Source organism: Micromonospora kangleipakensis (genome assembly GCF_004217615.1).
In the GTDB taxonomy this organism is placed as follows: Bacteria; Actinomycetota; Actinomycetes; order Mycobacteriales; family Micromonosporaceae; genus Micromonospora; species Micromonospora kangleipakensis.
The window spans coordinates 6,399,718-6,421,997 of sequence record NZ_SHLD01000001.1 but is presented as its reverse complement, the minus strand read 5'-3'; the positions used below and the strand labels follow the sequence as shown (position 1 = coordinate 6,421,997).

At 73.2% G+C, this 22,280-nt stretch carries 21 protein-coding genes, 1 tRNA gene and 1 pseudogene; 14 read left to right on the top strand and 9 right to left on the bottom strand.

Going from position 1 to position 22,280, the window contains the following annotated elements; translation table 11 throughout:
- Positions 1–34 precede the first annotated feature (34 nt).
- Complete coding sequence (locus tag EV384_RS30550; RefSeq protein ID WP_278045657.1) at positions 35–1,336, bottom strand: PucR family transcriptional regulator; 1,302 nt, start codon at positions 1,334–1,336, stop codon at positions 35–37.
- Between the two features lie 65 nt (positions 1,337–1,401).
- Here EV384_RS30550 and EV384_RS30545 point away from each other — a divergent pair, with 65 nt between their 5' ends.
- From EV384_RS30545 to EV384_RS30535, 3 genes are all read left to right on the top strand, one after another.
- The gene (locus tag EV384_RS30545; protein WP_130338803.1) at positions 1,402–1,941 is read left to right on the top strand and encodes an orotate phosphoribosyltransferase; all 540 of its coding nucleotides are present in this window, start codon (positions 1,402–1,404) and stop codon (positions 1,939–1,941) included.
- 149 nt (positions 1,942–2,090) lie between these two features.
- Entirely contained in the window at positions 2,091–2,429 is a 339-nt protein-coding gene (locus tag EV384_RS30540; RefSeq protein ID WP_130338801.1) for a hypothetical protein, read from the top strand.
- 36 nt (positions 2,430–2,465) lie between these two features.
- Positions 2,466–3,392 (top strand): NADP-dependent oxidoreductase, encoded by a 927-nt coding sequence (locus EV384_RS30535; RefSeq protein ID WP_130338799.1) that lies wholly within the window; start codon positions 2,466–2,468, stop codon positions 3,390–3,392.
- A 39-nt stretch (positions 3,393–3,431) separates the two neighbouring features.
- Here EV384_RS30535 and EV384_RS30530 read toward each other — a convergent pair whose 3' ends face one another.
- Positions 3,432–4,085: a hypothetical protein gene (locus tag EV384_RS30530; RefSeq protein WP_130338797.1), complete on the bottom strand. Its 654-nt coding sequence runs from the start codon at positions 4,083–4,085 to the stop codon at positions 3,432–3,434.
- A gap of 223 nt (positions 4,086–4,308) precedes the next feature.
- Between EV384_RS30530 and EV384_RS36965 the strand changes: the two genes are divergently transcribed.
- A complete protein-coding gene (locus tag EV384_RS36965) occupies positions 4,309–4,932 on the top strand; it encodes a copper resistance CopC family protein (protein WP_130338795.1) in 624 nt (207 codons plus the stop codon).
- A gap of 255 nt (positions 4,933–5,187) precedes the next feature.
- On the opposite strand, the gene gltX is transcribed toward EV384_RS36965, so the two are convergent.
- From gltX to EV384_RS30510, 3 genes are read right to left on the bottom strand one after another with little or no spacing between them, the layout of a single operon-like run.
- The gene (gene gltX / locus EV384_RS30520; RefSeq protein ID WP_130338793.1) at positions 5,188–6,597 is read right to left on the bottom strand and encodes a glutamate--tRNA ligase; all 1,410 of its coding nucleotides are present in this window, start codon (positions 6,595–6,597) and stop codon (positions 5,188–5,190) included.
- Positions 6,598–6,645: 48 nt separating this feature from the next.
- Positions 6,646–7,923, bottom strand: a complete 1,278-nt coding sequence (locus EV384_RS30515) for an MFS transporter (RefSeq protein WP_130338791.1) — start codon at positions 7,921–7,923, stop codon at positions 6,646–6,648.
- Complete coding sequence (locus tag EV384_RS30510; RefSeq protein ID WP_130338789.1) at positions 7,920–9,251, bottom strand: GH1 family beta-glucosidase; 1,332 nt, start codon at positions 9,249–9,251, stop codon at positions 7,920–7,922. The genes EV384_RS30515 and EV384_RS30510 overlap by 4 nt, the downstream gene beginning before the upstream one ends.
- 187 nt (positions 9,252–9,438) lie before the next feature.
- Here EV384_RS30510 and EV384_RS30505 point away from each other — a divergent pair, with 187 nt between their 5' ends.
- Positions 9,439–9,885, top strand: coding sequence for an SRPBCC family protein (locus tag EV384_RS30505; RefSeq protein WP_089013161.1), 447 nt, complete (start codon positions 9,439–9,441; stop codon positions 9,883–9,885).
- A gap of 160 nt (positions 9,886–10,045) precedes the next feature.
- On the opposite strand, the gene aceE is transcribed toward EV384_RS30505, so the two are convergent.
- Positions 10,046–12,790: a pyruvate dehydrogenase (acetyl-transferring), homodimeric type gene (gene aceE / locus EV384_RS30500; RefSeq protein ID WP_130338787.1), complete on the bottom strand. Its 2,745-nt coding sequence runs from the start codon at positions 12,788–12,790 to the stop codon at positions 10,046–10,048.
- A 181-nt stretch (positions 12,791–12,971) separates the two neighbouring features.
- Between aceE and EV384_RS30495 the strand changes: the two genes are divergently transcribed.
- Positions 12,972–13,331: a hypothetical protein gene (locus tag EV384_RS30495; RefSeq protein ID WP_130338785.1), complete on the top strand. Its 360-nt coding sequence runs from the start codon at positions 12,972–12,974 to the stop codon at positions 13,329–13,331.
- Positions 13,332–13,354: 23 nt separating this feature from the next.
- Entirely contained in the window at positions 13,355–13,759 is a 405-nt protein-coding gene (locus tag EV384_RS30490; protein ID WP_207232517.1) for a YjbQ family protein, read from the top strand.
- 103 nt (positions 13,760–13,862) lie between these two features.
- On the opposite strand, the gene EV384_RS36960 is transcribed toward EV384_RS30490, so the two are convergent.
- Positions 13,863–14,324 (bottom strand): alkaline phosphatase D family protein, encoded by a 462-nt coding sequence (locus EV384_RS36960; RefSeq protein ID WP_278045656.1) that lies wholly within the window; start codon positions 14,322–14,324, stop codon positions 13,863–13,865.
- Positions 14,325–14,427: 103 nt separating this feature from the next.
- Positions 14,428–14,898: pseudogene (locus EV384_RS36955) on the bottom strand (alkaline phosphatase D family protein); the annotation flags it as partial.
- A gap of 281 nt (positions 14,899–15,179) precedes the next feature.
- Between EV384_RS36955 and EV384_RS30480 the strand changes: the two are divergent.
- The 7 genes from EV384_RS30480 (at position 15,180) to EV384_RS30450 (ending at position 21,266) form a co-directional block, all read left to right on the top strand.
- Positions 15,180–15,662: a MarR family winged helix-turn-helix transcriptional regulator gene (locus tag EV384_RS30480; protein WP_130338781.1), complete on the top strand. Its 483-nt coding sequence runs from the start codon at positions 15,180–15,182 to the stop codon at positions 15,660–15,662.
- A 51-nt stretch (positions 15,663–15,713) separates the two neighbouring features.
- The gene (locus EV384_RS30475) at positions 15,714–18,482 is read left to right on the top strand and encodes a thiamine pyrophosphate-dependent enzyme (RefSeq protein WP_130338779.1); all 2,769 of its coding nucleotides are present in this window, start codon (positions 15,714–15,716) and stop codon (positions 18,480–18,482) included.
- A 111-nt stretch (positions 18,483–18,593) separates the two neighbouring features.
- On the top strand, positions 18,594–19,031 hold the full coding sequence (locus EV384_RS30470) for a DUF3052 domain-containing protein (RefSeq protein ID WP_089013166.1): 438 nt from the start codon (positions 18,594–18,596) through the stop codon (positions 19,029–19,031).
- Positions 19,032–19,111: 80 nt separating this feature from the next.
- On the top strand, positions 19,112–19,579 hold the full coding sequence (locus tag EV384_RS30465) for a peroxiredoxin (RefSeq protein ID WP_130338777.1): 468 nt from the start codon (positions 19,112–19,114) through the stop codon (positions 19,577–19,579).
- Positions 19,580–19,663: 84 nt separating this feature from the next.
- Positions 19,664–19,738 (top strand) — tRNA-Val (locus EV384_RS30460).
- An 87-nt stretch (positions 19,739–19,825) separates the two neighbouring features.
- Positions 19,826–20,092, top strand: a complete 267-nt coding sequence (locus EV384_RS30455; protein ID WP_130338775.1) for a DUF2625 family protein — start codon at positions 19,826–19,828, stop codon at positions 20,090–20,092.
- A 238-nt stretch (positions 20,093–20,330) separates the two neighbouring features.
- On the top strand, positions 20,331–21,266 hold the full coding sequence (locus EV384_RS30450) for an acetyltransferase (RefSeq protein ID WP_130338773.1): 936 nt from the start codon (positions 20,331–20,333) through the stop codon (positions 21,264–21,266).
- Between the two features lie 453 nt (positions 21,267–21,719).
- Here the strand turns inward: EV384_RS30450 and EV384_RS30445 are convergent, their stop codons facing one another.
- Positions 21,720–22,247: a hypothetical protein gene (locus tag EV384_RS30445; RefSeq protein ID WP_130338771.1), complete on the bottom strand. Its 528-nt coding sequence runs from the start codon at positions 22,245–22,247 to the stop codon at positions 21,720–21,722.
- Between the last annotated feature and the right edge of the window lie 33 nt (positions 22,248–22,280).

Below are 22,280 nucleotides of genomic sequence, written 5' to 3'. Positions count from 1 at the left end.
GACACCAAACCGCACTAGAACCTTTGGAGGGATCCTACAAAAATCGGCGGTGATCATCACCTGCCTGTGACGTTTTCCTGACGCCTGGGGCCATTGTCTGGGTCGGGACGGGTGCGACCCCCGGGACGACCGGGTCCAGCCGGCCCACGGTCAGCGCCACCTGGAGTGCGAACGCGTCGCGGGGCGCCAGCGGCGAGAAGCCGGTCACCTCCGCGATCCGCTTCAGCCGGTAGCGCACGGTGTTCGGGTGCACGAAGAGCGCCCGGGCGGCACTCTCCAGCGTGCCGCCGGCGGCGTGGAACGCGTCCAGCGTCTCCAGCAGCTCGCCACCGGCCCGGACCAGCGTGGCGTACACGTCGTGCCGGAGCCGGCGGCGGGCCTCCGCGTCGCCGGCCAGGGCCCGCTCGGGCAGCAGGTCGGCGGCGGGCACCGGGCGCGGCGCGGTCGGCCAGGCCGGGGCCGCGCGGAACCCGGCCAGCGCGGCCCGCGCCGAGTCCGTCGCCTCGTCCAGACTGGGTACGGCCGGGCCGACCACCACCGGCCCGTCGCCGAACGCCGTGAGCAGCTTCTCCGTCGCGGCCACCGGGTCGGGCGCCCCGCCGAGCACGATGACCAGCCGGTCGCCGTGCACGCCGCCGATCACCTCCACCCCGATCCGCCGGGCCTGCCGGTAGACGGTGTGCAGCACCGCGGCCACCTCGCCGCCGGGGGAGCGGCCCACCGCCACCGCCACCGGCGGCGCGTCCGTCCAGCCCAGCGCGGCCGCCCGGCTGGCCAGCACGTCCGGCGAGTCGCCGCGCAGCAGGGCGTCCACCAGCAGGGCCTGCAACCGCGCGTCCCACGAGCCCCGGGACTCGGCGGCCCGGGCGTAGACCCGGGCGGCGGCGAACGCGATCTCCCGGGAGAAGCGCAGCACCGCCTCGCGCAGCTGCTGCTCCTCGCCCTTGGCGGCGAGGTGCGACACCTGCTCCTCGACCACGTCGATGGTCACCTTGATCAGCGCCACCGTCTGCTGCAGGCTGATCGAGCGCGCCAGGGCCTGCGGCGCGGTGGCGAAGACCTCGTCGGAGACCTCCTGGGTGCTGTCCGCGGTGCCGCCGCCCTCGCGCAGCCACTGCACCAGCGACCGGGCGCCGGCCTGGGCGACCAGCATGACCCAGGAGCGCTGGTCCGCCGGGAGCTCCCGGAACCAGGGCAGGGTCTCGTCCATCCGAGAGACGCTGGCAGTGGCCAGCGCCCCAGCCGCCCGTTCGATCCGGCGCAGGGTGGCCGACAGGTCGGTACCGCCCGGCTCGCTCACCGGTCCAGCCTGACACGCCCTGACCAGGGACTGCACACCGAGGGGTCCGCCGGCCGGGACGCGCTCGACGCGGGGCGGGGGCTCCGCCAGAATGATCTTCCGTGACCGACCACGACCTCGCCGCGCTGGCCCGCGACATCGACGCGACCTCCCGACTCACCGGACGCTTCGTGCTCCGCTCCGGCCGCGTCGCCGACGAGTACTTCGACAAGTACCGGTTCGAGGCCGACCCCGCGCTGCTGGACCGGGTCGCCGCCGGGCTGGCCGGGCTGGTCCCGCCCGGCACGGAGGTGCTCGCCGGTCTCGAGATGGGTGGCATCCCCGTGGTCACCGCGCTGGCCCGGCAGGTGGGGCTGCCCTGCGCGTTCGTGCGCAAGACGGCGAAGGCGTACGGGACCGCCCGGCTGGCCGAGGGAGCCGACGTCGCCGGCCGGCGCGTGCTGGTGGTGGAGGACGTCGTCACCTCCGGCGGTCAGGTGGTGATCTCCACCGGTCAGCTCCGCGAGCTGGGCGCCCGGATCGACCACGCGCTCTGCGTGATCGACCGCGCCGAGGGCGGCACCGAGGCGCTCGCCGCCCACGGCGTCGCACTGCGCGCCCTGCTCACCCGCGCCGACCTCGACGCCCACCGCCCGGCCTGAGCCGTCGCCGGCGGTCCAGGCCGCCGGACGATCTCCACCATGCGCCGATCCGGTACGCGGCGCAAAGCGCGTCAGCCCCGGCCAGTACGGTGTCAGGGCACGTCGGGGCGACCTGCCCGGCGGGCGATGGCGAGCGTGAGGAGACCGGGATGGCGCACGGGGAGGCCGAGCACGGCTGCGCCCAGGGCGAGCCCTGCCGGCTGGGCCACCACGAACAGCCGGCGTCCCCCAAGCACCCCCGCCGGCTGAGCGGCGCGACGCATCCGGGGGAGCCGACGGCCGGGCGCGGGCCCGACCGCGTCGACGACGAGCCGCCCGCCCCGCGCCAGCGCGGGCCCGAGCCGGTCGAGCTGACCACGCCCGAGCCGGCCCCCGCCCAGGGCTGCCGCAGCGACCTGGCCGGCTGGGCCGGGGCGCACCGGCACGGCGCGGTCCGGCCCCGCAACCGGAGGCTCCGCCGGGAACGACCGCCACACCGCTGGTGCTGACCCCGCCGCCGCCCTGCGGCGGTTAGCGTGAGCAGGGTGAAGGCGATCGCGATCGACGCGTACGGCTCGGCGGACCAGCTCACCCTGCGGGACCTGCCGGAGCCGCCGGTCGGCCCGGACACCGTGCTGGTGCGGGTGCGCGCCGCCGGGGTGAACCCGGTCGACTGGAAGGTCCGCGAGGGCCACCTGGCCGGCGCCATGCCGCACCACTTCCCGCTGGTGCCCGGCTGGGACGCCGCCGGCGTGGTGGCCGCCGTCGGCCCGGCGGTGGCCGGCTTCGCCGTCGGGGACGAGGTCATCGGGTACGTCCGGCGCGACGACGTCCAGCACGGCACGTACGCCGAGCTGGTGCCCGCCCCGGAACGGACGCTGGCCGACAAACCGGTACAGGCGTCCTGGGCCGAGGCGGGTGGCCTGCCGCTGGCCGGGTTGACCGCGTACCAGGCGTTGCAGCTGGCCCGGACCGGCGCCGGGGACACCGTCCTGGTGCACGGCGCGTCGGGCGGGGTGGGACACCTGGCCGTGCAGGTGGCCCGGGCGCTCGGCGCCGACCGGGTGATCGGCACCGCGAGCGAGGCCAACCACGACTTCGTCCGCTCGCTGGCCGCCGAGCCGGTGGCCTACGGCGACGGCCTGCTGGACCGAATCCGCGCCGTCGCGCCCGACGGGGTGGACGTGGCGCTGGACCTCTTCGGCGGCGAGGCGCTGGACGTCTCCGCCGAGCTGCTGAACCGGCCCGCCCGACTGATCTCCACCGCCGACCCGGAGCACGTCACCCATCTCGGCGGCAGCTACCTCTTCGTCAAGCCGTCCACCGACGACCTGGGCGTGCTGGCCGGGCTGGTCGACGCCGGCCGGCTCACCGTGCAGGTGGCCCGGACGTTCCCGCTCGCCGAGGCTGCCGAGGCGCAGCGGCTGGTGGAGGCGGGGCACGTCCGGGGCAAGGTGGTGCTGGAGGTCTAGCGGGGGCCGGAGCCGCCGGCCGGTCGCCGGCCGGCCCGCTCAGCGGGTGCGGCGCCGGATCAGCAGCGCGATGCCGGCGAGGCCGGTCGTGATGACCAGCATCACCCCGACGTTGAGCAGCAGCAGCCGCTGGAGCTCATCCACCGCGTCGTCGATGTCCCGCGCCGGGTTCAGCGAGTCCTCCGGGATGACCCGCTCGCCGCCGCCCACGCCGCCGCTGACCGTGTCGAACTGCCGCTCCAGCGGCACCCCGACGCTGCGCAGCGTCTCGGACATGTTGAGCCGGCCGAAGAACCAGCCGGCCGAGATCTTGCTCAGGTCGGGCTGCTTGGCCGGCCGGTAGACCCGGGGGCCGCCCTTGGCCAGCGGGTAGAGGTCGTACGTCCGCGTCGGCCTACCCCCGGCGAGCACCACGACCGTGTACTTCGGACCGAGGTTCTTCGCCTCCGGTCCGCGCTGCCGGCCGGTACGGCCGAGCCAGCTCACCTGGTCGACGACGGCGGCGACCTCGATGGGTCGGGTGTCGGCGCGCAGCCGCAGCGGCTGGCCGAGCCGGTCGCCGGTGATGTCCACTCCGGCGGGTGCCGGCTTGGGCGCCGTCGCGTGGGCCGTGGCGGCGAGCGCCAGCGAGCAGGCCGTCGCTATCAGTGCACCCGTCACCGCGGCCAGCAGCCGCCTCACCTTCCGGACCATCGCCGCCTCCTCGCCCCGTTCGATGGATGGCTTTCGCTGCAGGTCACACGTTGATCGGCCGACGTGGTGGTCATGCCCACGGATCGGGTGCCCACCTCAAAGACTCCGCAGAACGTCGCTCGGTTGCAGCTGTTGGAAAAGTATTTGGAACTATCTGCGATCTGGGGCCGACTAACGAGCGGCCGTTGATCAGCGGGCGGATCGTACCTTTGCGGAGGGGTTCATGGGGGGCAGCGTGGCACGCGCGGCGCGTACCTGGCTAGCGGTTCTCGGCGTGGCGATCGGTATGTCGGTGCTGCTGCCGGCCACCCCCGCGGCGGCGCACAACTCGTTGACCGGCAGCGACCCGCGGAACGGGGCGCGGCTGGCGGCCGCGCCGAAACGGATCGAGCTCCGCTTCCTCGCCACCCCGGCCCCCGCTACGACGAAGATCACAGTCACCGGGCCGGAGAACGTGCCGGCGGCGGGCGGCGCGCCGACGTTCACCGGCAACCGGGTGAGCGTGCCGTTCAAGCCCGGCGCGGCCGGCCTCTACATCGTCGGCTACCGGGTCGGGTCGACCGACGGCCACCCGGTGACCGGCGAGATCCGCTTCACCGTCACCACCGGCACGCCGGCCGAGCCGCCGTCGGCGACTCCCACGGCCACCAGCGCCGCGTCGACCACTGCCCCGCCGACCGGTGCCCCGGGCAGCTCGGCCGCCGTCCCGGCGAGCCCGCCGGCCAGCCCCGCGCTCGCTGCCGACCGCCGCTCCGACGACGGCGGATCGGGCTGGCTCTGGGCGCTCGGCGCCGTTGCGCTGCTCGGCGGGGCGTTCCTGCTCCGCCGCCGCGCCGCGCGCGGCTGACCGCCACCCGGTGGGTGCGGGCCGTCCGGCCGTTGCCCGGATCGTCCCTGCCGAGTGGGGCGAGGTGTTCGACGGCGGGACCGACACTCCGCCGCGGCCCCTTTGCTCTGCTGCACTGGACGCAACACCGAGCGCCGCCCGGTGTTGCGTGGGCTGCAGCAGTGCAAAGCATGGACAGCGGTGTGCTGAGGGCGCGGGCCACGCCGTACGACGAAGGGCCCGCCGGACGACCGGCGGGCCCTTCGGAGGTCGGGGTCAGACCAGGCGGATCCGAGCGGCGCGCAGCCGGGTCAGGGCGCGCTCCCGGCCGAGCACCTCGAGGGACTCGAAGAGCGGCAGCCCGACGGTGCGGCCGGTGACCGCGACCCGGACCGGCGCCTGGGCCTTGCCGAGCTTCAGGCCACGCTCCGCGCCGACCGCCTCCAGGGTGGACTTGAGCGACTCCGCGTCCCAGGACTCCAGCGCGTCGAAGGCGGCGATCGCGGCGTCGAGCAGGTCGGCCGCGCCCTCCTTCATCGCCTTCGCCCAGGCCGCCTCGTCGATCAGCGGGTCGGCCAGGAAGAGGAAGTCGACGTTCGGCACGATCTCGCTGAGCACCGCGATCCGGGTCTGGGCCAGCGGCGCCACCGCGGCGAACGCGGCCGCGTCGAACTCCTCCGGCTGCCACGGCGGCGGGGCGATGGTGCCGGTGCCGGTGAGCCACGGCTGGCACGTGGCGATGAACTCCTCCACCGGCAGCGCCCGGATGTACTCGCCGTTGAAGGCGCGCAGCTTCTTCTCGTCGAAGAACGCGGGGGAGGGGTTCACCTCCTCCAGCCGGAACTCCTCCTCGATGACCGGCCAGGGCACGATCTCCCGGTCGCCGGAGGGGGCCCAGCCGAGCAGCATCAGGTAGTTGCGCATCGCGCCGGCGAGGTAGCCCTCGTCCCGGTACGCCTCCAGGGCGACCTTGTCGCGCCGCTTGGAGAGCTTCTGCCGCTTCTCGTTGACCACCACCGGCACGTGCGCCCAGACCGGCGGCTTGACCCCGAGCGCGTCCCAGAGGAGCTGCTGCTTCGGCGTGTTGGGCAGGTGCTCCTCGGCCCGGATCACGTGGGTGATCCCCATGGTCATGTCGTCGACCACGTTGGCGAGGAGGAAGACCGGCGAGCCGTCGCCGCGGGCAATCACGAAGTCCTCGATCAGCTTGTTCTCGAAGGTCGGCTCGCCGCGGATCAGGTCGACCACCACGGTCTCGCCCTGGTCCGGCGTACGGAAGCGCAGCGCCCGCCCCGGGCCGGGCTCCAGGCCCCGGTCCCGGCAGAAGCCGTCGTAGCCCTGGTACTGCGAGCCGGTCCGCGCCTGCACGTCCTCGCGGGTGCAGTCGCAGTAGTACGCCCGGCCGGCGTCGAAGAGCCGCTGGGCGGCGGCCCGGTGCTCCCCGGCGTACGACGACTGGAAGTACGGGCCCTCGTAGCTGCCCCGCTCGATGCCGATCCAGTCCAGCGCCGACAGGATGCCCTCGGTCCATTCGGGCTTGTTGCGGGCCGCGTCGGTGTCCTCGATGCGGAGCACGAACACCCCGCCCTGCTGCTTGGCGTAGATCCAGTTCTGCAGGGCCGAGCGGGCGCCGCCGACGTGGAACATACCGGTCGGGGAAGGGGCGAAGCGTACACGTACCGTCACGTCCCCCAGCCTACGGCCGGCCGCGACCGCTTTCCGCCAGGGGGCCGGTCAGGGCACCGAACGGATCTTGAGGACCAGGGCGCTGCCGAGCAGGGTGACCGCCGCGGTGGCCGCGTAGAGCGTCGGATAGCCGCCCAGGTGCACGACGATCGGGGCGGAGATGGCCGGCCCGAGCACCTGCGGCGCCGAGTTCGCGATGTTGATCACGCCGAGGTCCTTGGCCCGGTCGGTGGCCGCCGGCAGCACCTGGGTGATCAGCGCCGCGTCCACCGCCAGGTAGACGCCGTAGCCGGCGCCGAGCAGCAGCGCGGCGGCCACCGCCATCGGCCAGACCGGCGCCATGGCGAGCAGCAGCGCCGCCACCGCCATGATCACGCCGGAGGTGATCACGAAGACCTTGCGCCGGCCGGACCGGTCCGACAGCCGGCCGGCGACCACGGCGGTGAGCATCATGCCGAGCGTGTAGAGCAGGATCAGCACCAGCAGCGCGCCCTCGGGGTCGGGGTGGCGCACCCCGTCGGTGAGGAAGTACAGCAGGTAGAGGGTGCCCAGCGCGTTGCCGGTCTGCACCAGGAACCGGGTGAACCAGGCCCAGGCGAAGTCCGGGTGCCGGCGCGGGCTGATCCACATCGAGGCGAGCAGCGCGCGCAGCCGCAGCGCCGGCCGGTGCTCCCGGGGCAGCGGGTCGTCGGCGGTGAGCAGCGCGAACGGCAGCGACAGCAGCAGCATCGCCACGGCGATCGCGGCGTACCCGGCGGCGTTGCCGGTGACCAGCGCGGTGACCAGCACCGCCCCGACCACCAGGCCGAGCGCCTGCGGGATGCCCACCCAACCGGAGACGCCGCCGCGCTGGGCGACCGGCACCCGGTCCGGAATGGCGGCGGTCAGGCTGGCCAGCATCGCGTTGAAGCAGACCTGCGCGGCGACCCAGCCGAGCGCCACCCCGGCGATGGTGTCCTGCCGGGCCAGCAGCACCAGCGCGAGGGCGCCGAGCACCGCGCCGGAGGCGGTCCAGACGTGCCGGCGACCCAGGTGCCGGCTGGCCAGCCGGATCACCGTCCGGTCGGACAGCGCCCCGGCGAGCGGGTTGGCCAGCACCGCGGCGAGCGCGCCCAGCCCGGTGACGACCGCGAGCATCGCCTCCTTGTCACCCGGCGCGATCCGCTCCACCTGCTGCGGGAGCAGCACCTGGATGGGGGTGAAGAAGGCCATCCAGACGCCGAGGTTGGCCGTGAAGATCAGCGCGATCCAGCTCCGCCGGACCGGCACGGTCGGTTCGGCGAGCGCCGCCGGCAGCGAGGTCGGCGTCGGGTTCACCGTGGTCACGGCTTGATCACCTGATCACGCAGCCAGGCGTACGAGGACTTCGGGGTACGCGCCTGGCTGGCGTAGTCGACGTGCACCAGGCCGAACCGCTTGGTGAAGCCCTCCGCCCACTCCCAGTTGTCCAGCAGCGACCAGACGAAGTACCCGGTCACGTCGACGCCCTCGTCGATCGCGGCCCGCACGGCGCGCAGGTGCCCGTCCAGGTAGGCGATCCGCTCGGGGTCGTCGACCCGGCCGCCGGCGTCCGGCACATCGTCGTACGCGCAGCCGCTCTCGGTGATCTGGATCGGCGGCAGCGCGTCGCCGTACCGGTCCCGGAGGCCGACGAGCAGGTCGCGCAGCCCGTCCGGGACGACCGGCCAGTCGAAGGCGGTCCGGGGGTAGCCCTCCAGCGGGACGATCTCGAAGGGCAGGGGCGAGTCCTCCTCGGCCGCCCGGATCCCGGTCGGGTTGTAGTAGTTCACCCCGAGCACGTCGATCGGGGCGGCGATCACGGCCAGGTCCTCGTCGCGGACCAGGCCCGGGTCGAGGCCCGGCCCGTCGGGATAGCCGAGGCCGAGCAGCGGGTCGGTGAAGAGCCGGTTGTGCAGCGCGTCGTAGGCGGCCCCGGCGGCCCGGTCGGCGTCGGTGTCGCCGGCCGGCCGCACCGGCGAGTAGTTGTTGGCGATCGCCACCGGGCTGGTGCTGCGCGCCCGCAGCGCCGAGACCGCCAGGCCGTGCCCGAGCAGCTGGTGGTGGGCCACCGGGAAGGCGTCGAAGAGCAGCATCCGGCCCGGGGCGTGCACGCCCATGCCGTGCCCGAGGCTCATGTGGATGAACGGCTCGTTCAGGGTGATCCAGAGCTTCACCCGGTCGCCGAGGCGGGCGGCGACCAGGTCGGCGTACTCGGCGAAGCGGGCGGCGGTGTCCCGGTTGAGCCAGCCGCCGGCGTCCTCCAGAGCCTGCGGCAGGTCCCAGTGGAAGAGGGTGGCGACCGGGTCGACGCCGTGGCCGAGTAGTTCGTCCACCAGCCGTTCGTAGAAGTCCAGCCCCGCGGGGTTGGCCGCCCCGGCCCCGGTGGGCTGCACCCGGGGCCAGGCGATCGAGAACCGGTACGCGGAGACCCCGAGCCCGGCCAGCAGCGCGACGTCCCCGGCGTACCGGTGGTAGTGGTCGCAGGCCACGTCGCCGGTGCTGCCGTCGGAGATCTGCCCGGGGGAGTGGGCGAAGGTGTCCCAGATGGACGGTCCGCGGCCGTCGGCGTCGACCGCGCCCTCGATCTGGTAGGCGGAGGTGGAAACCCCCCAGCGGAACCCGGTGGGGAACTCCGGCATCGGCGCGCTCGTCATTCGCCCTCCCAGAAACGCGAAGCGTGTTCGGGACTCTAGGGCGCGAGCCGCCGATGCGCCATAGGCCGGAGAGCGCCGGCAGCGCAAGGGTTTTCGGCGTGTCTTTTCGGAACCCGTCCGAGTAAGTCCGAATTACCGCATACAGTCGGAATATCGCGGATGTGTCCTTAGTGGGGGAAAGACAGAAATGATCCTCGTGGAACGCAGTGCGCACGTGATGGCGCCGGTGGAAGCGGTCTGGGACGTCGTACAGCGGGCCGAGCAGTTGCCGGCCTGGCTGGCGGGGGTTCGCGCGGCGGAGGTCCTCTCGGGGGAGGGCTTCGGCCGGCGCCAACTGGTCCAGGCCGGGCGCGGCGCGGCGCACGAGGCCGAGGTGATCGCCTACCAGGAGCCGACCCTGATCGGGTGGCGCGAGCGGGCCAAGGGCGCCGGCGCCCGGGCCGAGGCGCGCACCGAGATCTACGTACAGCTGACCCCGGACGAGGAGGAGGGCGGGACGATCGTGCGGCTCATCGTCGTACGGTGGCCCGCCGGGCCGGTGAAGGCCGCCCTGCTCCGGCTCGGCCTGCGTCGGGTCGGCGCCGACCTGGAGGACTCGCTGGCCCGACTGACCGACCTGGCCGCCGTCGGCTGACGGGCCCCGTCCCGGCGTCGCCCGCGATGGTGATGGTCCGGCGTCCCCGCCAGGGACGCCGGACCATCCTGCCCTTTGTCGACCACCACAACTTCATGATCGACGGGGGAAGACGAAGGGCCCGGCGCGGGAGTGCGCCGGACCCTTCGGTGCGTACGACTCAGCTGTCGCCGCCGGTCTCGCCGACCGGGGCGGCGGTGACGTCCTCCAGCGCGTACTTCTTGGCGGCCTCGGCCGGGACGTTGGCCGGCACCGCGCCGCGGAGCGCGAGCTGCCGCAGCGTGGCGACCGTCACCGACTCGGCGTCGACGTGGAAGTGCCGGCGCAGCGCGTGCCGGGTGTCCGACATGCCGAAGCCGTCGGTGCCGAGCGAGGTGTAGTCGCCGGGCACCCAGCGGGCGATCAGATCCGGCACCGCGCGCATCCAGTCGCTGACGGCGACCTTCGGCCCGTCGGCGTCGGCCAGCTTCTGCTGGATGTACGGGACCCGCTGCTCGCCGCCCGGGTTGAGCAGGTTGTGCTCCTCGCACTCCACCGCGTCCCGGCGCAGCTCGGTCCAGGAGGTCACCGACCAGACGTCGGCGGCCACCCCCCAGTCCTCGGCGAGCACCTGCTGCGCCCTGAGCGCCCACTGCATGCCGGTGCCGGAGGCCAGGATGTTGGCCTTCGGCGCGTCCCCGCCCAGCTGCGGCGCGGGGGAGTAGCGGTAGATGCCCTTGAGGATGCCCTCGGCGTCCACGCCCTCCGGCTCGGCCGGCTGGAAGATCGGCTCGTTGTAGACGGTGAGGTAGTAGAAGATGTTCTCCTGCGCCTCGCCGTACATCCGGTGCAGGCCGTTCTCCATGATGTGCGCGATCTCGTACGCGAACGCCGGGTCGTACGCGACCACCGCCGGGTTGGTGGCGGCGAGCAGCAGAGAGTGGCCGTCCTCGTGCTGGAGGCCCTCACCGTTGAGGGTGGTCCGGCCGGCGGTGGCGCCGAGCAGGAAGCCGCGGGCCATCTGGTCGGCGGCCGCCCAGAGCCCGTCGCCGGTGCGCTGGAACCCGAACATCGAATAGAAGATGTACATCGGGATCATCGGCTCGCCGTGGGTGGCGTAGGAGCTGCCGGCCGCGGTGAACGTGGCGACCGAACCGGCCTCGTTGATCCCCTCGTGCAGGATCTGCCCGTCGGTGGCCTCCTTGTACGACAGGAACAGCTCCCGGTCCACCGAGGTGTACCGCTGGCCGTGCAGCGAGTAGATCTTCGCCGTCGGGAAGAGCGAGTCCATGCCGAAGGTACGGGCCTCGTCGGGGATGATCGGCACCCAGCGCTTGCCGAACTCCTTGTCCTTCATCACATCCTTGAGCAGGCGGACGAAGGCCATGGTGGTGGCCACCTTCTGCTTGCCCGAGCCGCGCTTGACGTCGGAGAACCGCTCGGTGCCCGGGATCTGCAGCCGCTTGCCGGTGGTCCGCCGGGACGGCAGGTACCCGCCGAGCTGCTGGCGCCGCTCCTTGAGGTACTGGATCTCGTCCGACTTCTCACCCGGGTTGTAGTACGGCGGCAGGTAGGGGTTCTCCTCCAGCTGCTTGTCCGGGATGTCCAGGTAGAGCCGGTCGCGGAAGAGCTTCAGGTCCTCCAGCGTCAGCTTCTTCATCTGGTGGGTGGCGTTGCGGGCCTCGAAGTGCGAGCCCAGCGTCCAACCCTTGATCGTCTTGGCCAGGATCACCGTCGGCTGACCGGTGTGCTCCATCGCCGCCTTGTAGGCCGCGTAGAGCTTGCGGTAGTCGTGCCCACCCCGCTTGAGGTTCCAGATCTCGTCGTCGCTCAGGTGCTCGACCATCTTGCGGGTCCGCGGGTCGCGGCCGAAGAAGTGCTCCCGGACGTACGCCCCGGACTCCGCCTTGTAGGTCTGGTAGTCACCGTCGGGCGTGGTGTTCATCAGGTTGACCAGCGCGCCGTCGGTGTCCGCCGCGAGCAGCGGGTCCCACTCCCGGCCCCAGACCACCTTGATCACGTTCCAGCCGGCGCCCCGGAAGAACGCCTCCAGCTCCTGCATGACCTTGCCGTTGCCGCGGACCGGGCCGTCCAGGCGCTGGAGGTTGCAGTTGATCACGAAGGTGAGGTTGTCCAGCTCCTCGCGGGCGGCCACCCCGATCGCGCCCAGCGACTCGACCTCGTCCATCTCGCCGTCGCCGAGGAACGCCCAGACGTGCTGCTGGGAGGTGTCCTTGATGCCCCGGTGCTGCAGGTACCGGTTGAACCGGGCCTGGTAGATCGCGTTGATCGGGCCGAGGCCCATCGAGACGGTCGGGAACTCCCAGAAGTCCGGCATCAGCCGCGGGTGCGGGTACGAGGGCAGTCCGCCGCCGGGGTGCGACAGCTCCTGCCGGAACCCGTCGAGCTGGTCCTCGCTGAGCCGCCCCTCCATGTAGGCCCGCGCGTACATGCCGGGGGAGGCGTGACCCTGGTAGAAGATGTGGTCGCCGCCGCCCGGGTGGTCCTTGCCCCGGAAGAAGTGGTTGAAGCCCACCTCGTAGAGCGACGCCGAGCTGGCGAAGGTCGAGATGTGCCCGCCGACGCTGATCTCCGGACGCTGCGCCCGGTGCACCAGCATGGCGGCGTTCCACCGGATGTACGCCCGGATCCGCCGCTCGATGTGCTCGTCACCCGGGAACCACGGCTCGCGCTCCGGGGGGATGGAGTTGATGTAGTCGGTGGTGGTCAGGGACGGCACCCCGACCTGGCGCTCGCGGGCCCGCTCCAGCAGGCGCAGCATGACGTACCGGGCGCGCTTGGTTCCGCGCTCGTCGATGACACCGTCGAGTGACTCGACCCATTCGCCGGTCTCTTCAGGGTCGATGTCCGGAAGCTGGCTCGGCAGACCAGCGGTGATCACCGGGCGCTTGCGTTCCGTAGCCACAGGCGTTCCCTCGGTTGTGTGTGGGATAGGTCTCTAGCGCCATCCTGCCCCCTGGTGGCGCTCGTCGTCACGTCTCCCTCCCCGAGACGCGACGCTCAACACAGGTACCCACCAGTAACTTTGCGCGATCGCCGAGTGCGCTAGGAACCTGCCGCTCGCCACCGGGGGCTACCCTGCCGGCATGCGGCGGCGACCGGTCCTGGTGGGCGGGGCGATGGCGGCCGTGGGCGTGGCCCTCCTGGCGGCCGCGGTAGCAGTCATGGCGCGCGGAGGCAGGGGAGTGCTCGACCCGCTCCGGCTTCCGTTGCTCGGCGTCGTCGTCGGCGGGCTGCTGGTGCTGCTGGGCGTGGGGCTGATCCGCGACGCGCGCCGGTTCCCGCCCGGTTACCGGGAGCACCAGGGCGACGGCGCGTACCTGCCGTACCTGCCGGCACCCGACGGCGGAGCGGGTGGGCAACAGTCGCCCGCCGACGGTGGTGGCGGGGGCGATTGGGGTGGCGGTGGCGGTGGCGACTGTGGCGGGAGCGGCGGCGGTTCCTGAGCCGCTGCGGCAGAATGCGCCGTATGCGCAGTGAGGTGATCACCGTCCAGACCGGGTCCCGGCCGACCGTCCGGGACATCACCGCCGAGGCCGAGCGGTTCGTCTCCGGTCAGGGCGACGGCCTGCTGCACGTCTTCGTGCCGCACGCCACCGCGGGGCTGGCGGTCATCGAGACCGGGTCCGGCTCCGACGACGACCTGCTGCGGGCGATCGACGACCTGCTCCCCGCCGACGACCGCTGGCGGCACCGGCACGGCTCACCCGGTCACGGGCGCGATCACGTGCTCCCGGCGTTCGTCCCCCCGTACGCGACCCTGCCGGTGGTCGACGGGCGGCTGGCGCTCGGCACCTGGCAGTCGATCTGCCTGGTCGACACCAACGGCGACAACCCCGGCCGGAAGGTCCGCTTCTCCTTCCTCCCGGGCTGACGGGCCTCCCGGGCTGACGGGCCCGGTACGGCAGGTCGGGGTGTCCGGTGCTCGGCACACCCCGACCTTTCCGCGGTGGTGTTGACCGGTCCGGTCGGGCCGGTCAGGGCCGTGCGGTCTCCGCCTCGACCGTGTCCCGGCCCGCGTCGCCGTCCGCCTCGGTGCTGAGCGAGCGGGCGGTCGGGGCCGGCGGGTGGTCGTACGTCTGGTGCAGGCCGGGCACCCGGTCCTCGATCACGAACGACGCCCGGGTGTACGCCGGAGCGTCCGGCCGGCTGACGTACGGCAGCACTACGAAGTCGGCGGCGAGTTGTTCCGGGGTGATCGTCGTGCGGACGTATCCGCGCAGGTTGTTCTGGAAGCGCAGGTGCGGGTTGATCTTCAGCCACGGGTGCGAGCCGGAGGCCGAGTCGGCGCCGTCGCCGCCCGAGGTGATCGAGGAGCAGACCAGCTCGCTGCCGACCGTGCGCGAGGTCGGGTCGGCGTAGTCCAGCTTGAGGTCGCTGGCCCAGTGCGCGTGCACGTCGCCGGTGAGCACCACCGGGTTGCGCACCCCGGCGGCCACCCAGCCCCGGGTGATCCGGTCCCCGGAGCCGACGTACCCGTCCCCAGGCGTCCATGCTGGTCACCGTCAGCGGGCCGGCGTTGTTGTCCCGCTGCGCGAAGAAGACCTGCTGGCCGAGGATGTCCCAGCGGGCCTCGGAGCGGCGGAAGCCGTCCAGCAGCCACGCCTCCTGCTCCGCCCCGATGATCGACCGGGCCGGGTCGGACGCCGCCGCGCAGTTGCGGTAGACGTCGCCGCAGGCCTGGTCGTCCCGGTACTGCCGGGTGTCGAGCATGTGGAAGGTGGCCAGCCGGCCCCAGCGGACCCGCCGGTAGAGCTGCATGTCGATGCCGCGCGGGATCGAGGTCCGCCGCAGCGGCATGTTCTCGTAGTACGCCTGGAACGCCGCCGCCCGCCGGGCGAGGAAGTCCGGGTCGGCTGCCTCGGGCACCTCGTCGGCCCAGTTGTTCTCCACCTCGTGGTCGTCGAAGACCACCACCCAGGGCGCGACCGCGTGCGCGGCCCGCAGGTCGGCGTCGGTCTTGTACTGGGCGTGGCGTTGCCGGTAGTTGGCCAGCGTCCGCTCCCACCCCACCCAGCCCGGTCGATCATGAAGTTGTTGTCGGCGACCGCGGCGTGTCGGAGCAACAACCTCATGATCAACGGACTGGCGGGCGGGGTGGGCGGGGTGAGGTGCGGGTCAGGGGGTGGTGGGGGCGAGAGTGGTTACGCGGATCTTGGTGACGAGGGCGCCGAGGAGCGCGCGGAGGAGGGTCTCCGTGGTCTCGTCCCTGGGGACGAACGCCCGACGCAATTGCGTGAGCTGCTCAATAGCAGAGCTAATCAACTATTGGATTGACAAGTAGCATGTGAGGCATGGCGCAACCCACCGTTCCCACCGCCGGCCCCGACGCGGGCGACCGCTCCGGCCCGGCCGGGGACGCGGTGCGCCGGATCATGCACATCGCCTCCGCGATCCGGCACTACCAGGACGAGGAGATCTCCGAGCTGGGTCTCACCCCGGCCGTCGCCCGGGCGCTGCACGAGCTGGACCCGGACCGGCCGCTGCCCGCCCGGGACCTCGCCGAGCAGCTGCGCTGCGACCGCTCCAACGTCACCGGCCTGGTCGACAAGCTGGAGCAGGCCGGCCTGGTGGAGCGGCGGGTCGACCCCGCCGACCGGCGGCAGAAGACGCTGGTGGTGACCGACGCCGGCCGACGGATGCGGGACCGGGTGCACCAGGTGATGTCCGATTCGCGACTGCTCGGCGGGCTCACCACCGGCGAGCTGGCCGCCCTTCGTGAGCTGGTCTGGAAGGTCTCCGACGGCGGCTGCCCGGAGCAGTGCGGCACTGAGTGACGCCCGGCGGGCGGATCGTGTCCGAGTGGGCGCGGCGCCCCTTCGTCGGTAATGCTGTCCGACGTGACCACCCCGCAAGATCTCGACGACCGGTTCCGGGAGGCCCTGGGCGCGCTCGGCGTGCCCGCCCGGCGACGTGACCTCGACGAGCCGCTCACCGAAGGCGCGCCACTGACCGGAGCGCAGGCGCTGGCGCTCCTCGACGCCCAGTTCACCAGTCGACTGCTGGACCTCGCCGGACGCTGGCTGCGCAGCTTCGGTGAGGGCTTCTACACCATCGGCTCCGCCGGTCACGAGGGCAACGCGGTGGTGGCCGCCGCCCTCCGGCCCACCGACCCCGCCCTCCTGCACTACCGCTCCGGCGCCTTCTACTGCGTCCGGGCCGCCCAGGCCGCCGGGACCTTCCCGGCCGGCGACGGCGCCGCCGACTCCTCAGGGACCGGTCCCGGCGGGCAGTCCGACGACGTCGGCCCGCTGGACCGGGTCGGGTCGCCCGCCGACGACGAGATCGGGTCGACCGCCGCCCGGCCGGCCCCGGAGACCGCGGAGCGGGACAAGCTCCCCGACCCGGACCGGCCCGGCGCGGCCGAGGCGGACGACCCGAACCGGCCCGGCGCGGCCGAGGCGGACGGCCCGGACGAGTCCGGCGCGGCCGAGACGGACGACTCCGACCGGGCCGGGGCCGACCCCGGGCGGTCGGCGGCGGCGGCCGTCGAGCCGCCGCCCGGGACCGCGGCACCGGACCATGGCCGGGACGCCGAGCCCGTCGAGGTGGCCGCCGTGCCGCTGGTCGCCGGGGTCGCGGTCGACGCCACCGGCGAGGCGGTGGTCGGCGCCCCTGCCACCGTCGGCGAGGACGCGTACGCCGAGGCGGCGCGGGACGTGCTGCGGGGGATGGTCGCGTCGGCCCGGGAGCCGATCGCCGGCGGCCGGCACAAGGTGTTCGGCCGGGCCGACCTGGCCGTCATCCCCACCACCTCCACCATCGCCTCGCACCTGCCCCGGGCCGTCGGCATGGGGCTGGCCCTGGAGCGGCAGCGCCGGGTCGGCGGCGGACGGCGGGTCGGGTCCGCGGCGTCGACGGGCGAGACGGTCGGCTCCCCGTGGCCGCCGGACGCGATCGTGGTCTGCTCGTTCGGCGACGCCTCGGTCAACCACGCCAGCGCCACCGCCGCGTTCAACACCGCCGGCTGGTACGACCACACCGGCCTGCGCATCCCGGTCCTCTTCGTCTGCGAGGACAACGGCCTCGGCATCAGCGTCCGCTCCCCACAGGGCTGGGTGGCGGCGACGCTGCGCGCGAAGCCGGGGATCCGTTACTTCGCCGCGGACGGCACCGACCCGGTCGAGGCGTACCGGGTGGCGGGGGAGGCGGCGGCCTGGGTGCGGCGGCACCGGCGGCCCGCCGTGCTGCACCTGACCACCGTACGGCTGATGGGGCACGCCGGGGCGGACGCGGAGACCGCGTACCGGAGCGCGGCGGAGATCGCCGCCGACGCGGAGCGGGACCCGCTGCTGGCCACCGCGCGGCTGCTGGTCGAGGGGGGTTTCGCCACCGGCGAGGAGCTGCTGGCCCGGTACGACGAGCGGGGCTGGCAGGTCCGCCGGCTGGCCGAGGAGGTGCTCGACGAGCCGAAGCTCGCCTCCCCGGCCGAGGTGGTGGCGGCGCTGGCCCCGCGCCGGCCGGTACGGATCTCCCGGGCCGTGGCCGAGGCAGGGGCCCGGGCGGCCGGCCCGAACGCGGGCGCGCGCGCCGAGGCGTTCGGCGGCAAGCCGCCGGAGCTTGCCGGCCCGCTCACCCTGGCGCAGAGCATCAACGCGGCGCTCGCCGACGGGATGCTGGACCACCCCGGAATGGCCGTCTTCGGCGAGGACGTCGCCGCCAAGGGCGGGGTGTACGGGGTGACGAAGGGGCTGCGGGACAGGTTCGGGGCGGCCCGGGTCTTCGACACGCTCCTCGACGAGACCTCGATCCTCGGACTCGGCCTGGGCGCCGGGATCGCCGGGATGCTGCCGGTGCCCGAGATCCAGTACCTGGCGTACCTGCACAACGCCGAGGACCAGCTGCGTGGCGAGGCGGCCACCATGCAGTTCTTCTCCGGCGGGGCGTTCCGCAACCCGATGGTGGTGCGGGTCGCCGGGCTGGCGTACCAGGAGGGGTTCGGCGGGCACTTCCACAACGACAACTCGGTGGCCGTACTGCGGGACGTGCCCGGCCTGGTGATCGCGGTGCCGGCGCGGCCGGACGACGCCGCGCCCATGCTGCGGACCTGCCTGGCCGCCGCGGCGGTGGACGGCAGCGTCTGCGTCTTCCTGGAGCCGATCGCGCTCTACCACACCCGGGACCTGTACACCGACGGCGACGGCGAGTGGCTGGGCGAGTACGCCGAACCGGGCGCCTGGGCGGCGGGCCACGTCCCGGTCGGCCGGGCCCGGGTGTACGGGGTCGGTTCCGCCGAGGACGTCACGATCATCACCTTCGGTAACGGGGTGCGGATGTCGCTGCGGGCGGCGGCCACCCTCGCCGACGAGGGGATCGGCAGCCGGGTGGTGGACCTGCGCTGGCTCGCGCCGCTGCCGGTGGCGGACATCATCCGGGAGGCCTCGGCGACCGGCCGGGTACTGGTCGTCGACGAGACCCGTCGGTCGGGCGGGGTGGGCGAGGGGGTGATCGCCGCGCTGGTCGACGCCGGCTACGTGGGCGCGGCGCGGCGGGTGGCGGGAGTCGACTCGTTTGTACCATTAGGTCCGCCGGCGCGTCAGGTTCTGGTCTCGGAGGAAGCCATTACCCAGGGTGCCCGTACGCTGCTGGCACGGTAAATTCCGTTCCACCCGGTGCGCCACTTGCGCGGGGAGCCACAACTGTGTGGACTTGGCTCGACGGTGTCGTACGACGCCGCGAGCAGGGATGAGATGAGGAGGCACGCGACAGTGAGCGCGACCGCTGGTCAGGCCGCCGACGGGGTACGCAGCCTGGCGGACCGGTTCGGGATCGAGCCGGGGATGGTCGTCATGGAGATGGGGTACGACGACGACGTCGACCAGGATCTCCGGGACGCCCTGACCGACCGCTGTGGAGAGCTGGTCGACGAGGACACCGACGAGGTGGTCGACTCGGTGCTCGTCTGGTACCGCGACGGCGACGGTGACCTCTTCGAGCTCCTCGTCGACGCCCTCGGGCCGCTGGCCGACAACGGGGTGGTGTGGCTCCTGACGCCCAAGGCCGGGCGGGACGGCCACGTCGAGCCGAGCGAGGTCGCGGAGAGCGCGCAGACCGCCGGCCTCCAGCAGACCTCCACCATCAACGCGGGCCGCGACTGGAGCGGCGCCCGCCTGGTGCTCCGGCGCGGGTCCAAGGCGAAGAAGTAGCCGACCCTGTACGCCCCGGCGGCCTGCGCCGCCGGGTGTGGCAGGCTGATCGTCTCCAGACTCGACCCCGAGGAGCTCGCATGACCATCGAGGTTGGCGCCGAGGCGCCGGACTTCGTGCTGAAGGACCAGAACAACCAGGAGGTGCGGCTCTCCGACTTCCGGGGCAAGCGCACCGTGCTGCTGGTCTTCTACCCGCTCGCCTTCACCGGCATCTGCCAGGGCGAGCTGTGCGAGGTGCGGGACAACCTCAACGAGTACGTCAACGACGACGTCCAGGTGCTGACCGTCAGTGTCGACTCGGTCTACGCCCACAAGATCTGGGCCGACCGGGAGGGCTACCAGTTCCCGCTGCTGGCCGACTTCTGGCCGCACGGCGCGGTGGCCCAGGCGTACGGCGTCTTCAACGACGTCGCGGGCATCGCCAACCGGGGCACCTTCGTGATCGACAAGGCCGGCGTGGTCCGGTTCGCCGAGATGAACATGCCGGGCGAGGCGCGCGACCAGGAGGGCTGGCGCAAGGCGCTCGCCGAGACCGCCGCCGCCTGATCCCAGAACCGGGCATACCGTTCGACCGGGCCGATGACCGGCAGGTAAGCTTGCCAGCCACCGGCCCGCCGTAACGGGCGTTCCGGGCGCGTAGCTCAGTGGGAGAGCACCCGCCTTACAAGCGGGGGGTCGCAGGTTCGAAACCTGCCGCGCCCACCAGCACCTGACCAGGCAAAACCCGCTTGAGCCCTATCCCGCCTGGGGAGGGCGGGTGACCGACATTCACGCCCTTGACCCTGGAGCCGCCTGGCTTGGCAGGATCTTGAGCTTGGGTTTGGCGACTGGCTGCACGCGATGCTCGCCGGTGCGGTGACTCAGTTCTATGCGGCCCTGCGCTGGCCGGGGTGGGCGACAGAGGTGGCCAGCGTCGCGCTCGATCAGGGGACCAGCGCGTGGCCGCCGCCGTGGACCAGGGAAGGCAAGGACCTCTCTGCAATGTCCCGGAAGGCCATCCCGTTGGCTGAGCTGGTGTCGGCCCAGCAGGATCTGGCGCGCCAGCTTGGCTTTCGCTAGGCGTGCTCGGCAGCGGTGGCCAGCGTCCCGACACGTACCGTCGCGGCCAGGACGACAATGACGGCGCGGTCCCGCGGTAAATCATGTTGCGGCGGCCGGGTGCGTTGAGTAGGTTTCCGGGGGCACGCCGTCGAGCTGGGAGGAGGTCAGAACAATGTCCGATGTTCTGCGCCCCTTCCGCGCTCCGGCGTCCGCGCGGATCTGACCCCGGGGCGCTCGCTTTCCGGAGGCTCAATCCATGACCGATCTGGTCATCCGTCCGCTCGTCGCGGGCGAGGAAGATCTGTTCGAGTCCATGCCCGATCCGCTGCCCCAACTGCGCCAGGTCGGTTACGCCGACGGGCTCGCCGGTGGCGGCTACCGGCCCGAGAACACCTGGGTCGCCATCCGCGCCGGCCGGGTGGTCGGCCGGGCGGCCTGGGTCCTCCCGCCGGGCGCCGCCGGTGCCCACTGGCTGGAGAGGTTCGACCTGGACGCCGAGCCGGAGGTGGGTGCCGCGCTGCTGCGCGCCGCCCACGAGGCGTTCGGCGGTCCCCGGTTGTACTACGCCGCAATGCCGGCGCACTGGCGGCGCCGGCCGGAGGTGCTGGCCGTGATCAGGGCGCCGATGGCGGCGGCCCGGCTCGCCGGGCTGGTCGAGCGCGGTGAGCGGCTGAGGTGCTCCTGGACGGGCACGCCGCTGCCGGCGTCCTCCGGGCGGTACACCTTCCGCCCGGCCGCCGACGCGACGGAGATCAACGCCCTGGTCGGCCGGATCGCCGAGCCGGACGTGCTGACCGGCATGGAGATGGCGCGGGCCGTCGGCGGCGTCGACCTGGCCACCGACCCGCTGGCCTGGCTGACCGGCCCGGCCGGGGACTGGCGCATCGCGTTGGACGCCGGGGAGCCGGTCGGCCTGGTCGGAACGGCCGGGCAGGCCTGCTACCCGCTCGTCGCCTACCTCGGCCTGCGCGACGCGGCCGTGCGGGGTGAGCTGCTGGCCGAGGCGGTCCGGGTGCTGGCCGCCGGCGGCGCCCGGGAGGTGATCGCCGACGTGGACGCCCACCGGGTGGCGGTGCTGGCGGAACTGGAACGGACCGGGTTCCGGCAGTTGCGTTCCCGGGTCGTCTTCGAACCGGCCGCAGGTCCGCCCTCCGACGCGGTGGCCGGGTCCGGAGCCGACCGGGCCGGCTAGGTCAGATCAGTGCGGTGCGCCCTGCCCTGCCAGGGCGCACCGCCCAGTCACGCAGAGCTTGCGAGCGAGGGTCGCAGATCCGGAACCCGCCGCGCCCCAACCGGCACCACCAGCCGACGCCGTCCGGAGGACCGACGCGACTCAGACCGAGTTCCGAGCGACGGCGAGGCCGCAGGTCGCCAGGATTCCGACTGCGACGAGTCCGATGCGGAGCCAGGGGACGTCCCGGGTGGGCTTGACGCCGATGGACACGGACAGGCCCGCGCAGGCGGCGACGACCAGGCAGATGACGACCGTCCAACCTGATCACACCGGACAGCCTACGTACCGACGGCGGCCGGGGTCTCCCCGCTGCGCGCCGCCTGGCACCCCGGGCCGGCGCCGGTTCCGGCGCCGAGCCCGGTGGCCGCGGACTGACCCAGCCGCGTACGCGCGATCGTGCCCGCCTCCCGGTCAGGGCGTGGTGGGTTCGCACTCTGCGGTGTACGTGTCGAAGGCGACGGTGACGGTGCCGTCGGCGTTGACGGTGGTGTGGTTGGTGATCCGGATCGAGGCGTCGTTGCCCGGCCCCGCCCCGGCGATCCGGAACACCAGCTGCTGGGTGGACGTGATCGGCAGCGACCCGGATCCCTGGTGGTAGACGAAGAGGTTGACCCGGGTGCTGACGTACCGGTCGCCGGTCGTGGCACCGGTGCCCTGCACGCTCGACTGGGTCTCGACGAGGTGGACGTGGAACCCACCGGCCTCGTCGACGGTCACGTGGTACAGCTCGGAGATCGTCCCGTCGAGGTCGACGACCTCGCCGAGGCCGCCGTTGGCGCAGGGCAGGAAGACGGAGAGCTCCAGCGGGGCCCGGAGGATCCGGGTGGTCGTCTCCGCGGCGTACGCCGGCGCGGGCCCGGCCACGAGGACGAGCGACGGCGCGAGCAGCGCCACCGCCGAGGCGAGCCGGGCCGTGCCGGTGGCTCTGATCTTGTTCATGGCGATCGTCCTTCCACGCGGACGTCCCGGCCG